A 16,197-nucleotide genomic window follows, 5' to 3' on the forward strand; every position below is an offset into this window, starting at 1 on the left:
TAAATTTCTATTCAAATTTCTTTACTGTTCCTCATCTTAAACTCCATTCTTTACTATTATTAATAAGTCACCTTTGATTTTTCCCTCTCGTGACAACGATTAATTTAAAAAAATCAGATTGATATACATCAGCTTGCAACCACTCTTGCAGGTATCTATTATTTGGAGAAAGCAATATGTTCTCGCGTCGTGATATCTTGAAGGCATCCGCAGTTAGCGCGGCAGCAGCCAGCGTTATGGGCAGTATGATTAAATCCGCTGTTGCTGATGACCAACGTAATCTTGTCTCACCTGACAATAAATTGTCAGGAAATGCCAAAAGCTTATATAAATATAAATTCACAAACAGTAAAAAGCGTGTATTGGAATATGGATGGGCACGCGAAGCCACGGTAGAGCAATTCCCGATATCCAAAGGTATTGCTGGTGTTGATATGAAGCTTGAACCTGGTGGTGTACGTGAACTCCATTGGCATGCTATTGCCGCCGAATGGGCATTTATGCTTGAAGGCCATGCACGTATTACTATTATCGATCCGGAGGGCAAATGTGAAGTGGCAGATTTTGGCCCCGGTGATGTGTGGTATTTTCCTAAAGGGCATGGTCATTCTATTCAAGCACTTGAAGATGGCGCACATTTTGTGCTGACTTTCGATGACGGATACTTCTCAGAATTTGGAACTTTCAGTATCACTGATTGGGTGACGCATATACCGAAAGAAGTGCTTGAAAAGAGCGTTAACATGTCGGCAGAGGTTTTTTCTAAAATCAAACAGGGAGAAGCTTATATAGTCGGTGGCGCTATCCCGCCAAAACTACCCCTGCCGGTTAACGACGGAGGACTGAATAATGCACCACTCACCCATCGGTATGAGCTCATGAAGAAAAAACCATTCTTCGAAAACGATGCAGGGAGTATTCATAAAGTGTCATCGCTGGAGTTCCCCATTTCTACAACGATTACCGGCATTATAGAGATCATCAAACCTGGCGCAGTACGCGAGTTACATTGGCATCCTAATGCCAATGAGTGGCAATACTACATTTCAGGCAAAGGGCGTATGACGGTATTTGGCTCCCACGGACACGCACAAACCGAGAAATATGAACCGACCGACGTCGGCTATGTGCCGCAAGGATTTGGTCACTATATCGAGAATATTGGGAATGAGGATCTTAAAGTGCTTGTTGTGCTGGATAACGGCATCTACCAAGATATTTCACTATCCGATTGGTTAGCTAAAACGCCGTCTTATCTGCTGGCGGATAATTTCAACAATCAGATTGCCGACTGGGTAGACCGTCCCAAGGATAAGCTGGTTATATCGCGCCGCAGGACTTGATATATCCCTTATCGAAGAGACAGGAAGGGCTTTACGCCCCTCCTGTAGTTTCTCCTGCTAGCTTAAGACAATGAAGCTACTGGGTGGCCCAGGATAGTTTGAACAAGCCATCTTTGGCCACTCCCTCCCAAGTAAAACCCTTGACCAAGTGATCAACGCTGATCACGACCGAGGAACCTTTCAGCTCGATTTGCAAATGCCGGTGCGTTTCCGCTTGGCTACCGAACACCTTGCGCATCACCAGGGCCGTGCCATTGGTCGAGTCGGTCAGCATCAGGTCATCCTCGTGGCGGCTGACGAGGATTTTTTCCGCATCGGTCACCAGCATGATCAAGCGGTCCAGGACTTGGCCGGGGTCATCGTTGTCAATGATGATCGTGCGGTAATGCGACCACATCTCCTGGCTGAGGCGGTAGGTATCGTCATCAGCGCCGCCATGCAGTACCACGCTGTCAACACCGACGATCAGCGGTGGGGTCAGATCGTCCTGGCCCCACCCGCCCTGAAGCAACAGTGATGAACCAATGCGCTCGACACTAGTGTAATGGTTTATCTTCTGCACACCGCCGTCCTTGATCCAGTACAGCGTCTGGTCCGTTGGACTGTACGCGTATGCCCCCTTATTACCAACGGCAACGCCAATGAAACGTAGGTTATCCGCGGCAGGGATACCACCAAGGGAGAACGTCTGACCACTGCCGACATCAAACCAGCCTTGTATGCCATCGCCTTGTAAAGCCAGCACGCCTTTGGTATGCCACTGACCAGCAACCTTAGCAAGTGCCTGTGGCAGATGGGTGCGGTTGTCCTGTTGCCAACCTTTGTCGACGGCAACCAACTGCAATTTGCCGCCATTGGTTCGCAGCAGGATCTCGCCCTTGACGGTGGTCAGACGCAGTCCGGCATCGACTTGCTCCGCCGCTTTGAGGTGCAGTTCAGGCATCAGCTCACTGGCAGCGGGAAGTTGAGCCGAGGCGTCAAGTACTTCGTCGGTACCGAACGCGGCAGCCAGCGCATCGGCAGTCATAGGTGGCTGGAGATACAACTTGCCGCTGGCAGGTTCGAACAGTCGCGCGCTGGAACCATCCGCGTCAAAACCCAAGAACTGTAAATGCTTGTCTTGCAGGGAAGCCACAACCACCTGACCGTTGTGGTACCACACCGGTAGCACGCTCTTGCCGTCGGCGCCCTTGACTCCGAACACGGCCAGGGTGGCGCTGAAGCCGGTAACATCGGCCAAGTCCTTCCACCAATGGGTATGTCTCTTGAGCCAATGCTCGTTGACTGCTCCGTAGCTAAGTTGTCCCAGTGCATCAAGCTGGGCAACACACCCATCCTCGGTCATTGCAATCAGATGACCGTTCACATTGATCACGTTAGCCAAGGCCGGCGTGGTGACCCGCAATGCGCTCGGCTGGTTGGCGTTGAGTACCGCCTGCCCAGGTCCTTCCTGGCGGAACAGGGCCTTTTGCTCCCTGCTGTAGAAGAAAAATACTTCCTTATCACCGGGCTGCGGTATGCTTCCTGCCAATACTAGGTCAACCGGGATCTCCCAAGCACTGCGGGTCTGCTCATGCTCTTTGAAGTACCGGGGCTTATCCGCTGGTAGTGCCAGATTCGGCTTAATTAGCGTCCCGTCACTGGTGCGTATCCAGTAGCGGTGCGGCACGTTAGCCGCATCTACGCCAAACACCGTGACCAGCGCCGCACTGGTCGGCTTGATCAGCCGTGCACTCAGCGTATACATCGGGGTCACACGTTGGGTGCTATTGCTTTCGTAGTCCTGGAGCATGACCTTGAGTTCATCATCATGCCGATCGGTACGTGCCGAAAACCGGAGCAGCGCATCATCACCCACCACACTAACCAACTCCATTCGGTCACCGAGGATCTGATAGCTTAGCTCGGACTCCCTCTCCTTTAGCTGATAACGGCGCGCTAGGTAGACCACATCTCCCTCCTGCCAGAACCGGCTGATGTTGCCCGCGTTCCGGTTGAACCATGGCTCAAACTGCGCATCGACCTGCCCGGTGGCGATGTCTACCCGCCACGCCACCGCGTTGTCGGCATCGTAGAAATAGGCATGGTCGCCAATCACTGCTCCCAGTTGGGCATGTTTAGCCTGCTCCTGGCTGGTGTCGGTGAACAGCATACGATTCTTGGCTACATCGTAGAATACTCGCCCATAGTGGCGGTAGTTCTCGACCACTACATACTGTCCGTGTAGCTGATGCGCCTTGGCCAGTTCGCTTAGGTGCTGCTCGATTTGCTGCTGCTTACTCGCATCTACAGCCACCACTTTGGGGGTCTGGTTGAGCTGGCCGGTGAAATCGACTTTGCGCAACTCACCCTTGCCGTTGACCACCGATACCTGCCTGTTCTGGGTCAAATCAAGCTTTACCACAACCCCGCCAATCTCCAGCTGGTTCTCCAACGGGTTCTTCGACACTTTGATGTTGTCGTTGTCAAGCTGGCTGCTATCGATGATCCAGTCCGACAACTCATTGGCGACATGGTTCGTGAGCTTAACCCAGGTGCCTTTGTTGAGGCCGATCTGGTACCTACCACCTGCACCCTTGATCTCGTAATGCAGGTGTTTATGCAGCGCCTTGGGCAGTTCGGGCACCACCAGTTGCCAGTTGCGCTGATCGAGCACCACTTCGATCGGGGTGTCGACGTACTCATGACGAATCCTGCGGATCGTCTCCTCACCCGGAAAGATGTAAAAGTCGTAGTCGAACCTCTTGTCTTCCTCAAGTTTGCGGATCACGTCAAAGCCAGCGTCGTGGCGTGTGGTGGCTCCAGGTAACAGCATGTATTCGTAGCTGATGTAGGACTTGGGCGTGCCCGGCAGGATCACAACATTGCTGTCGCTGTGCTCAAGAGACTTGGAGGCGTCCTTGTAACCAATGCCGCTGCGCACCTCGATCGCCTGGCTACGGTCGTGGACCATTCGCGGAAAGTCACCGACCCAGAAGAAGTAATTAATTTTCCCTGAACCAGTAGAGCCGGAATGGGTGCGGTAGATGTACTGGCTGTCGAAGCTGATCTGGTTATTGCGCAAATCGAGGCTCTTAACCACCGCCCCGGGAAGGGGTACCAGCACTTTGTTCTTGTCGTCATAACGATAGCCGTTGCTTTTATACGCCTTGTCGACTATGTCGAAGTAACGACCCACCGCCTTAGCATCCTCGGCAACCGCACCAAAGGCCTGCGCCAGTGCCGTAAAGCCCACTGCGAGACCGCCCAGGATCACCCCCCCGGCACCGAGCACAGCACTTGCTGTCGAAGCACCGACTAACCCTGCCCCCACCCCGGCTACGCCGGTGACGAAGCTAGCCGAGTCGAACGCCAGCTGGGTACCGAACACCGCTTTCTGCACATCGTTCTCGGCATGGGCCAACTCATAGGCGTCCAAACCGACCATGGCTCCGCCAAACAACAAGCCAGCGCCTTCGTTGACGGTGTGGCCCAGGTTTGAAGCAAAGTCCTTGAACGAGGTTCCGGCAGCCACCACTTCGCCGCGCAGTGCCGTGCGCACCAGTTCAGTGACCTTAGTAATGTCCTGGAGACTGCTGTGAGCTATCTGGGCCAGGCCGAGGTAGCTGTGGACCTTGAGCGCGGTGGCTAGATCAGGCGAAGTCACTCCGCTTGCCACATTGTGACGGTTTTTGTCAGCAAACCACTGGATCAGCGTCTGAACTGCAAACCCGGCGTTCAACCCGTCCACTGGCATGGCCTCGCTCACCCCGCCGCGAGGCCGCATCCGACCGTGCTCCAGGGTAAAGTGCTCGTTCAGCACACTCATGTGCTTATCGACGAAGCGCCGGAATTCGACAAAGGTGCTATCGTTGGTGTCCAGACTGCGGGTCTGCTCGGGATGGTCACGGTTGATGAACTGGATTTGGTAGCGACCTTCCCCCAGGTCTTTGGTTGTGGCGATGATCGGTAGCCAGTGGTTGTCCAGTTGGTACTTTTGCGCCAGCCGGGTACTGGCGGCTTCGAACCGTGCGCCCCATTGCTCGGCGTCAAAGGTCTTCAGCGCGGTGCCCAGTGGCAAGTCTTCCGTGACCCGCTCCTGTGTACTCACCGTCTGCTCGACCTGACGCCGTTGCCCGATGACACTAGCCAGTTCCTCGAACCGGGTCAGATCGGCCACGTTCAAGCCATTGCTCACGGGTACCTCAGCCATCTTGCCGGTATCGATCTCAATCAGGTTGAAGGCCGGCGCCGAGTTACTGCCGAATAAACCGTAGTGTGCGGTCAGATTACTCTCCACCAAGTGCTGCTCCATGGCCCTGAACAGGCTCTTGGGGTTGTCGAAGGCAAAGATCCCAACGTTCGGGTCATAGAAGTAGTAGCGACGGCCTTTGGTTGTGACAGCTCTTCCTACCATCATCGAGTGATTCTGGGTATTGAGCGCGAACATCGAGGTGCTGGTCGTTGTGTCCAGTCGCGATACCACTTCGGACAAATTGAACTGGCCCAGATCCGTGGAGGCTTGCACGGCTTCGACATTGGCGTGCAGCCTGAGCAGGCTGTTCTTGAGCAGCGTGGAGCTGCCCGCTTGCGGGTCGGCGGAGGCGAAGAACAGCTTTTGCACCAGGCTGTCGATGCCGGCTTCTCCGCCACTGGCTAATGCCACGGCCATGGTCCTGACCAAAGGGTAACAACGGCCCCCGGATTGGTCACCAATCAACGACAGGTAAAAGTCCTGTGGCACCAAGCGTTCGAAGACACTGCCGGCGTCATGAAAGTTCTCGCTAAACACCGCGGTCTGCCGCAGGATCTTGTCAATGTACTCGGCCTGGCTGGTTTCGGTGATGCGACCGCTCAAGGCGCCCCGTTGTTCGTCGGTGAGTTTTTCCTCAAGAAACAGGCGCTTCATCTCCAGGGCCGACATTTTGTCATCTACCCCAGGGATCTTGATCTCACGGAAATTGCGCAAACCATCTCTGAATCCGGTGCCCTGTTTTCCGCGCTGATAGGCTTCGGAGGCTGCATAACGTTCACCCACGCTACTGGTGTGCTCCTCGCCCTGAATGGCCGTATCGTCAATCCGTACCACCGTTGCGCTGCCCTCTTTGGCTTTGATCTGCTGCCAGAGCCAGGTATTTTCGACAGCGACAGCTTCACGCAATACCGGATCGTACTGTGCCCTGTAGTAGTCTTGTGTAAGACTGAGTTGCTTGATCTGTTGGTCGATCAAGGCTGTATCGCTTGAGGTGTGTCGTGCTTCCTGGCGCTGGTAGCGCTTGCCCTCCATCTGGTCTATGTCGGTTTTGACCTTAGCCTGAACCGCTTCGCGCAACCGGGTCCATGCAGCAATCGCCGGATGCTCGGGAGAAAACGCGCCCTCTGTATAGACACCGTCGGCAACCCCTTCGACCGACACCCCAAACTGCGTCGCTACCTTCTTCAATTGTTGGTGAACCTGCTCACGGTAAGTGGCGAACTCGGCCTGTTTGCCCTCCACCACCTGACTGCCGGCGTCCCGGATCGAGAGCGACTCTGCACCATCGCGCAGTTTCAGCCAAATCCGCTGTCCGTCTCGTTGATATTCCTGGCGCTGGAACACCAGTTGCCATTTGTCATTGACGAACTGCATGTACGCCGCAGCAAGGCCCTCGACGGTACCGGATACTTGGTAATCTTTGTAGTCGACTGCCATCACTACGTTGTCGTACAGCAGCGAGCTGTTGATCCGGCCATCGTGGTAAACCCGGTAGGTATTGGCGTCGAGATTGGTCACTATCAGTGAACTACCCGACAACGTGCCGGTGAAAAGGAAGCTGCCCGGTGCTGTTTTCTTAGGTATGTCCACATAAGCGGGCACCGCATTGGACTGATTTGGACCGCTGTAGCCGAGGAAATACGCCGGCACACTTGTTGCAGATATGTGATTGGCGTTTTTCTCGGTGTATTCCAGCTCATACAGGTTGGGCGCAACCTTCACCAACTGGGCATTACCCTTTGCCGGTAGACGGCCCGACTTTACCAGTACTTCGGCACTGAGGGTATGGGTTTTGGCAAACAGTGCAGGATCGACGGCAAACTGATGGATGTCGGCGCTGCCTTGACGGGACTCAAATCCATCACCTACAGACGCCAGCCCGGCCTTGAGTTCAAGATCCTTGACCGCCTGCCCCAGTAGCGCCGGGCTTGGACCAAATCGGGTAAAACGTGGTGGATGGAACTCATTCGCCTCCGGCAAGCCCTGATTGATGATCGGCAAAACTCGTGCCATCACTCCGTCATACAGTTCACCCTGCAACGCCCTCTTGCTACCTTCAGCGCGGTACTTGTCGAACATATCCAACATGTTCTCTCCGATACTGCCCTCATCCTTAGCCTTCGGCTCGTAACGTGCAGCAACGTAGAAGGTTTCAAAGAACGAGTGGTAGCCGTTACGGATCATGAAGGCCGCATTGGCCATCTGGAACTGCCAGTATTCCTTGACGCTCAACGCTCTACCGAACAATTCCGGCAAGGCATTGCTGACGGTCTGGGTGGTCCCGGAAATCCCCCCTACGAACGGAATGTCCAGGTCATTCATGTAGACTGTGGCTTTATTCTTGGGATCCGGGCGGAACTGGTTGTAGCTGCGGTACTTATCGTCCTTGATGAGGTACGAACCATCGTGATATGCCTGCTCCTCAGGGTTAGCATTAAGGATCAGATATGGGTCGGGCTGACTCAGCCGGTTATTGATTATGACCTTGTCGGCACCCAGCTTGGCATGAGGATTGACCGGGGCCGCGGCCTTGGAAAGGCTATCGGCTACCGGTCGTAAGGCATGGAACAAAACCTGTTTGCGCAGACTCCTGCCCTCATTGCTCAACAGTGCCTCCTTAACCACCGGACGCAGTGGCTCATCGGCGCTCTCAAGGCCCTGGTGACCGGTCAACAACAGGTTGAGCAGCTTGCTGTCCAGCGAGCGCTCAACCGCGGCCTTATTGAAGACCTGTATTTTCGGGTTGTTTGGATGCTGCGCTGCATTGGCGCTGGCGACCCGCTGGGTTTCCCCTTCGACGGCCCGAGTGCGCCATTGTTCGTACAATGGTGCTAACAGTCCCTTGGCCTGGGCGATGTCACTTTGCACATAGCCACTTTGCAGGACCTTGTCCATGTCCTGGTTCTCCACCAGTTTCGTCGCCAGATTGAACAGCAGCCGGTCATTATCGGTGCTCTGCCAGACCGAAGCGGCAAACGCCTGTTCCCATAGCACCTTGTTCAGGTTATTGCCCTTGATATCACGCATGTTGTCACGGGGGTACTCTGGCGCCAATATCCCTGCGGGGGTGATGTGGTTGCGTTCGAACAAACGTACCAGCTGCTGCTCGAACGCCGTGCGCTCGCGAGTGTCTTTGAACAGGTGACTGACCTTCGTACCGCCGTCACGCAGTTGTTCCTGCTTCTCGAAAAATGCAGCGTTGTATTGATACAGTGCTTTGGTCTGCGCCTTGCTCAAGTGACTGCTGCTGACCTTGTCGCCGTCAGCGCTCATCACCCCAAAGGGCGTCGCGGACAGGTAGTCTTTGTCCTGAGGCATTTCCAGCAAGTACTGGCGACCGGCAAAACCGACCGAGCGTTCCAGCTCATGGATATTGACGAAAAGCCCGTCACGGTCTGGGTGGTAACTGCTCTGGCGAAATCCCTCCAGGCCGATAGTCTGGAAGCTGGTGATATCAGCATTCTGGTTGATCAGGTCACTCAAGGCACTTGCCAATGGCACCTCACGGGTGATGGTAGTATTCGGAGCTTGGCCGGACACTTGAATCCCAACCTGGTTCGGCACCTTGCGGTCAACGTTGGTCAGCAGCATCTTGTGACCGTCATTCAGCAACTGCGCCTTGAAACCTTCGCGCAAGGTGCTTTCAGAAACCAGGTGGTTGGCGAAGTAATTTTCGACGAATTTGGTTTTGACCAGCACCGAGCGAATTGGCGTATAGGTCGGCGAGCGAAAGGATGGCGGCTCACTCTTAAGCCGGTATTGTTGTTGCCAGGCCAGAGAGCGAGCTGCGGTACCGAAGGAGAAGTTGAGTACCCCGTCCGTCGGCACAACCAGCCTGCCGTTCTCCAGGAAGAAATCCTTAAAGCGGCCATCGGTGCTGGCATTAACCAACGCGACGTTCATGCGGATGTAGCCGGGACGTTCTTCCATCATCAGCAGTGAAATATTTACCGGCAGATCATCGGAGGCCCGAGGAACCTTTATCAGCGCGTCGAGAGCCGTGGCCTCTTCTTCCGCTGTGGATGCTTTGAGTAAGGCGTTGTAGCGGGCATTGACCTCCTTGTAGGCCTGTAGCTCGGAAAACAGCTTCACGTATTCTTGGCTGAACGTGGAATCGGCCACTTGTTTGGTCAGTTGTTGTTCCAGATGCTTGATCTTGGTATCCAGCTTGACCTGCTTATCCACCGAATCTTCCCTCAGGGTCGTTGTATTCAGCATAGCTAAGACCTGGCCCCATGTGCTGTCAAAGTGCGTCATGGCCGTCTGCTGGCGGCGGTATAACCGGATGTCGCGATCCAGTTGCTGTTTGTAGGCGTTGATCGCCAGCGTGCTGGGTACCTTGTTCATCTGTTGCCGTCTTTGTTGCAATGTCTGCAACTGGTTGTCGACAGAAACGGGGTTGTCCTGCATCTGAAAATGCTGGGCAGCCAGCACACTCAGGGTGCTCTGCTGTATTTCCTGTAGCCGCTCGTCTACCTGCCTGATGTAGTCGGCATGCTCGTCGGCGCTCATGTTGAACCATTCGGTCTGACGACCCGCCGCTTTGATCTGTTGATCGATCAGGGTATTGAGCAGGCGCGTGAAGTCTTTGGATATAAAAGCCATTATTATCTCCTTTATTTTTCGTTTATATTGCAGAACACATAAATAATCACTCTGGATTATAATCAACCTTCCATATATTTATATGTCAATTATTAATAATTTGAATTATTTATTAATATGATTATTTACATATGGACATACTTTTCGATCATATTGTTGCGTTTTTTATAAGACGTTGGATAAATAATGACGAATTTTAGGAAGGTTATTTATTAACGAATGGTTATATCTGATTTTTCTAGGTTGGATATTTCAGGTATTGCATTTGGTGATCGCCTGGACGGTCACGTTTAATTGGAAGTGGCGATTACACAAAATACTAAACAAGGTCTTTTATCACAGAGGGTCTCATAGAATATTCTCACATTATTAATTTATTCGTGGATAATTATTATTTTCAAACAGCAACATTATCAAAATAAGATTTATTTTTTCTATAGAAAAACAAACTCATTGCAAGCCCAATACAAATAGAAAGAACATGACCTGGCTTAGGGTAGTGAGTATAAATAAGATCTAAAGCCATTGCTTCTTATTCTGAATAAAACTCCATAGGAGATGGCTGGTAGCTCTATGCACTTTTAGCTATAATAGCTATTCGAGCCATTTTAAACGGTAGGTGATGTATGGAAATTATTCCCGCACAACGAGCTAAGAACCAGTTTGGTGATTTGCTTATGAAAGTTCAGCGTGAGCCTGTGGAAATTAGTAAACATGGAAAGCGTGTGGCCGTGGTTATCTCTCCTGAAGAGTATGATCAGTTCGCACAGCTTAAGTTACAGAATTTAAAAGCTGTTCTGGCTGAATCTATTGCACAAGCTGATCGTGGCGAATTGCATAGTATTGATGATGTATTTGCACCGTTGACGGTTGATGAACTTGAGGGTAAGGCTTAGGGATGAGTGTCCGGTTTACTAAGAAAGCCAGAGAGCATATTCGTGCAATAAAACTCTATTCTATGCGCCGATGGGGAGCGAATGTCGCGGAAGCTTATTCAACTTCGTTGCGTGTAACTATGACGGAAATTCTTGATCATCACCCATCCCCCGGTCGTGATCGCAGTGAAGATCTTTATTTTGGTGTGCTGAGTTTCCCCGTAGAGAGCCATATTATTTACTACCGGGAAGTTCCGACTGGTATTGAAGTGTTGGCGGTGTTGCATCAGACGCAAGATCCACATAACCATCTATACCCAATAGATTTCAAGTTGCAGCGCGGCGGCAAGAGAACGCCTCCCCAGGAGCATAGATAACGATGTGACTGGGGTAAGTGAACGCAGCCAACAAAGCAGCAACTTGAAAGATGAAGGGTAAGTTAGGACAATTGTGTATTCTATCTTTACTCATAACTCTGGAAAACCATTCGACTGCTCGCCGAAATGCCATCCTTAGGTAAAAAATAGCTTCAATTAGTTACCTCTCTTACGTTCAAGAAACAATTTATCTGTTTCATTTGCCAAGATCCCACCGACTAAAGTTATCGGGTTGTAAAATGATGATGCTCTTTCTGCAATCTCATGTGCAGAAATATCAATCTGACGGATCCCTGAATTACGAATAACACTGATAGATGTTGCCCATATTACTTCACGAATTCCTATCCAGACTAAGGCACTCATGCACATCGAACAAGGTTCTCCCGTGGTATAAAGTGCAACATTCTCCCATCCTTGGTTGCCATATTGAGTAATATAATGATTTATTGCCTGAATTTCCCCATGCAGGATAGGATTATTTCTGCCTGTATTCACACCACGACTTAATATTTCCCCATTGTTTCTGTTGACTATCACCGCGCCAAAAGGATGCTTTGGGTTCTTTATGGCCTCTTTTATTGCCTCCCGCATATATTTTTCATGTTCGGTAATTTCCTGTTTTGATAATATGTTATTAATGACCTGTGTTTTTTTCTCTCCTGCTTGTGTGATAAAAGACATACTGATGCTCATAATACCAAGCGTTGCCAATAATTTTCTTCTGGTTTTATTCATGATTAATCCTTTCCTAGCTGTAATTGTATTGGCCTTCTATTACGATGGAGTGAAAAGTAAAGATTACAAATTAAATATATATTAATTTTCACACTGATACATAAACCTTATGTTCAGTCATTGAGATTGTCAAAGATCTTAATCTGTATTTTTATTATCATGACAATTATAAAATAATTTTGTATTTCTTAGATAGAATTAATGAAAATACAGAAATAATTGAGAAATGTTTTATTACAGATCGTTATTTTTTAAAAATAACTGCGAGTAAGGCGGGAATAAGAGCGCTTTTCCACCGACTATTTTGGAAAAATATTTAGATTCAAGAACTCAGACGAATAAATGGTGAGGAGTATGAATACCCCTCACCCCATTTAGCACCCTTTATTAAAAGCTATGTTATTCACCTTGATTCACACATTTTGCAATTTTTCTAATTGCTGCTTAATCTGCTGTTGGAAATATTCCGCACGAGTCAACAAAACCTCAATCGTCTTCTCATCATAACGTTCACCCTTTTCAATACGCAGACATATACGTATTCCTTGCTGATATTGCAGCAGAGCAAAAGCGCCTTTCATACGGTGTGCGTGGTGCGCAACTTTTTCATGCACTTGTTGATTTTCCGGTTGTCTCAGTTCTGCAATATCTTCCGACATCCCTTGCCACACTGCATTGAGTAATTGGTACTCTACAGTAACATCTCGCTGGGCCAGCGCCTGAATCTCATCAAACTGCAACGTGATTTCATCATTCACCTGTCGGTAATAACGGTTGATTTCTGCCAGCAATTTGCTTTGCACCAGCGGTTTGGTCAATACACCATCCATTCCCGCGTCCAGACAACGGGCTTGCTCAGTAGAAAATGCGTTCGCGGTACACCCCAGAATAGTAAACGGTGGTAATTGCCGTAGTCGCTCATGTTTTCTCAATAACTGAGCCAGTTCATAACCATTCATCACTGGCATCTGGCAATCCGTCAGCACGAGGTCAAAATACCCCTCTTCCATCAGATTCATCGCCTGTTCACCGCTTTCAGCTAATACGACACGATGACCCGATGGGGCTAACTGCAACGACAACACCTGTAAATTGGCAGGTAAGTCATCAACAACCAAGATATTCAGCGATTCGTGAATTTCCCCTTCAATATTTTCAGTTTTTTCGCTTACTGCTTCTTTCTCAACAACACTGCGCATAAGTGGTAATGTTACTGTAACCTGCGCGCCGCCACCGGGTGCACCGGTGATTTTCAGGCTACCACCCATTAATTCAACTAACTGTACCGAGATGGGTAACCCCAACCCAGTGCCGGTTTTACCACCACAGTTTTGCGTCACTTGTACATAGGGTAGCAAAACAGCTTCATACATGGTTTCCGGGACACCGCAACCAGTATCTGCAACCACCAGCGTGATTTCATCTTGGTTACTCTCTGGAATATGCCGATAGCTGGCGCTGATTTGCACACCGCCCTGTTCAGTAAATTTAATAGCATTGCCCAGTAAGTTATTGACTACCTGAGTTACACGTGTTGCATCCAGCAGATGGTCATATTCAGACGGTAAATCGAATTGCCGGGCAAGAAACAGCCCCTTTTCCTTAGCGCGATGACTAAAAGCCACTACACAACTTCCCAGAACTTCCTGCAATGATTCTGGTTTCAGATTCAGCACCATACGTCCAGATTCTATCTTGGAAAAATCCAGCACATCACCGATTATTCCCTGTAAAGACATTGCAGCGTGCCATGCGATATGTAATGGCGCAGATGGCAGAGTTTGCTGTTTTACCTCCAGATCGAGAATACCGATAATTGCTTGCAAGGGAGTGCGGATCTCATGGCTCATGTGTGCCAGAAAATCTGATTTCTCCAAACTGGCAAGTTCAGCTTTATCGCGCTCCTGACGCAGTTCTTGCGCCAACAATTTACGCTCGGTCACATCAAACCAACCACCAATTATTCCCTGAACAACACCTTCGGTATTGCTGTAACTTTCAAGCCACAAATAAACATCTCTGTCCTGCCCCTGGATGGCAATGCTACGATCGGAAAAATGCGCAGGCGCCCCTTCCAGACAGCGCAGAAAAATCATACTGATATCTTTCTCATCGGCAGGTTTTAAAAAACACAGAGAAAAGAGACTACGACCAATCACATCAGATCCGAGAGTGTTCATCTCGCGGCGGAAATAGAGGTTCGCTGCCGTAACGCACATGGTCGGATCGCAGACAAACATTGGCGTAGGCATGTTATTAAATAGGGTTTCCCAATACGTCAGCAAATCCTGTAAGTTGTTTTCCGCTCTTTTACGTCGTCTGATTTGATGGGCAAGATAACTCCCCCAAAAGGCCGAACTCAACGCAATGACAAATAACGCGCCTCCCCACAATTTCACCCAGGGAGAAATTTTATTGTCAGCATAGGCTGTCACATTTCCCATAGATAACCACTTCAGGCGCAACACCCGCAGCTCATTTGGCGGTAATGCATCAATGCTTTTATTTAATATATCAACCAATTGAGGATAAGCGGGTATGATGGCGTATTGTTCCGGTTGCAATGAGCCTTCAAAAAATTGAATAGAAATATTGGTACCATAGTGACTTGCTTGCAGATAATCAGCACTTATCAAGCTATCAAAAGTTGCATCTGCTGCCCCGGCCAGCACCATATCAACACCTTGCGTCACATTATCAACTTCCATGACGAAGATCTCCGGATATTGCTTCAATACCGACAGGAGAGCATGACCGCGCTGAATCGCTACCCGATGGTGTTTAAGTTGTTCAAACTCATAGGGCGCATTACGCTCATTGCGAGTGATCATCACCCATTCCACAGTACCATAGGGATGACTAAAAGAGAGCCAGCGACGACGTTCTGGTGTATCGACCAAAGAAGTCATTTGAGCTTCGCCATCTTGTAATAGTTTTTTAATCCCTACCGCGCCATCTGCCGGGATAAAATTAAAGGTAATGCCGCTTTTCTCTCCCAGCAGACGCAAAATATCCACATCCAGACCGGCGAGTTGCCCATCTTTATCCAGAAATGAGTAAGGCGGCGCAGTACGGCTAATCGCGACATTGACGACAGGATTTTTTTTAATCCAGGCTTTTTCTTGCGGCGAAAAGATGGTGGTGTCGTTATTGCCGCTCAGAGCCAGCCCGGAAACCCAACGTTGATAAACCTTATTTCTGATTTCGTGAGGAATGGCAGTCAGGATGAGATTTATTGTTTCAACTATACCATCGCCGTTGTAGGCAAGAAAATCATACCGCTCTCCCTGAGAAATATCCCGACGGTAAGTCAGCTTTGTAAACGGACGAAAAGCCAGCAAATAGGCAATCTGGCTTTGTCCGTCCAGATAGGCATCGACTTCACCATCCACCACAGCTTGTACTCCCTCCTGTTGGTTTTTCGCCACCAAAACACTGCGGTAATGCTTACGCAATTGCTCAATGGTATTCGGGTTACTGCCTGGTGCTGCCATAATATTCATTTGTGCAAACGGCTTATTGACGTGTTCTTTGCGTACAATCAAGGCAAGCGGCTGTACCAGAATCGGGTAAGTGTCATCCTTCCTGTTTCCCGGCTGGGGTGAAGCAGAATGTGATAACAACTGAATATCTCCACGCTGTAATGCTGCATAGGCTGATTCCCAGTTACCAAACAGCCGTACCTCCACCGGCCTTTTTAATACGGTTTCAATCAGGCGCAGATAGTCAGCGTAAATCCCTTCCAACTTGCCATCCCAACGATGGATCACCAATGGCGCACCGATGCAGCAGAGAATGCCGACTTTTAGTGTTGGAAAGTGTGAGACCAGAACCCCTTGCTCTTTGGTGGGTAATGGCGCAAATTCCTGAGTGACAACATTCGAATAAAACTTCACCGGTAGCCCGTCTGAAGGCAGCTCTTGCGCATTACGGTATTCAAACAGATTGAGACTCCGGCCAGATAATGGCAACAGGAGTATCAATACAGCTAACCATCGTGATCCTTTCCAGCCGCCTTTCATCTA

General features: G+C 50.1%; 6 protein-coding genes. 3 read left to right on the forward strand and 3 right to left on the reverse strand.

All coding sequences use genetic code 11. The annotated features are described in order from the left end of the window. The first annotated feature begins 176 nt into the window (after positions 1-176). Positions 177-1,343: a cupin domain-containing protein gene (locus LGZ99_RS12540; RefSeq protein ID WP_036839834.1), complete on the forward strand. Its 1,167-nt coding sequence runs from the start codon at positions 177-179 to the stop codon at positions 1,341-1,343. A gap of 76 nt (positions 1,344-1,419) precedes the next feature. On the opposite strand, the gene mcf is transcribed toward LGZ99_RS12540, so the two are convergent. Then, positions 1,420-10,182 carry an insecticidal toxin MCF gene (mcf, locus tag LGZ99_RS12545; RefSeq protein WP_262979156.1) on the reverse strand — a complete coding sequence of 2,921 codons (8,763 nt, stop codon included), beginning with the start codon at positions 10,180-10,182 and terminating at the stop codon, positions 1,420-1,422. A gap of 626 nt (positions 10,183-10,808) precedes the next feature. Here mcf and LGZ99_RS12550 point away from each other — a divergent pair. Together LGZ99_RS12550 and LGZ99_RS12555 are read left to right on the forward strand one after the other, a co-directional pair. Then, the gene (locus LGZ99_RS12550; RefSeq protein WP_021323670.1) at positions 10,809-11,078 is read left to right on the forward strand and encodes a type II toxin-antitoxin system Phd/YefM family antitoxin; all 270 of its coding nucleotides are present in this window, start codon (positions 10,809-10,811) and stop codon (positions 11,076-11,078) included. Between the two features lie 2 nt (positions 11,079-11,080). Next, positions 11,081-11,434, forward strand: coding sequence for a type II toxin-antitoxin system RelE/ParE family toxin (locus LGZ99_RS12555; RefSeq protein WP_051769544.1), 354 nt, complete (start codon positions 11,081-11,083; stop codon positions 11,432-11,434). Between the two features lie 156 nt (positions 11,435-11,590). On the opposite strand, the gene LGZ99_RS12560 is transcribed toward LGZ99_RS12555, so the two are convergent. Both LGZ99_RS12560 and LGZ99_RS12565 read right to left on the reverse strand, forming a co-directional pair. Then, entirely contained in the window at positions 11,591-12,172 is a 582-nt protein-coding gene (locus LGZ99_RS12560) for a nucleoside deaminase (RefSeq protein WP_262979157.1), read from the reverse strand. A gap of 413 nt (positions 12,173-12,585) precedes the next feature. Beyond that, on the reverse strand, positions 12,586-16,194 hold the full coding sequence (locus LGZ99_RS12565; RefSeq protein WP_262979158.1) for a transporter substrate-binding domain-containing protein: 3,609 nt from the start codon (positions 16,192-16,194) through the stop codon (positions 12,586-12,588). Positions 16,195-16,197 lie beyond the last annotated feature (3 nt).

This window comes from Photorhabdus temperata (assembly GCF_025384845.1).
In the GTDB taxonomy this organism is placed as follows: Bacteria; Pseudomonadota; Gammaproteobacteria; order Enterobacterales; family Enterobacteriaceae; genus Photorhabdus; species Photorhabdus temperata.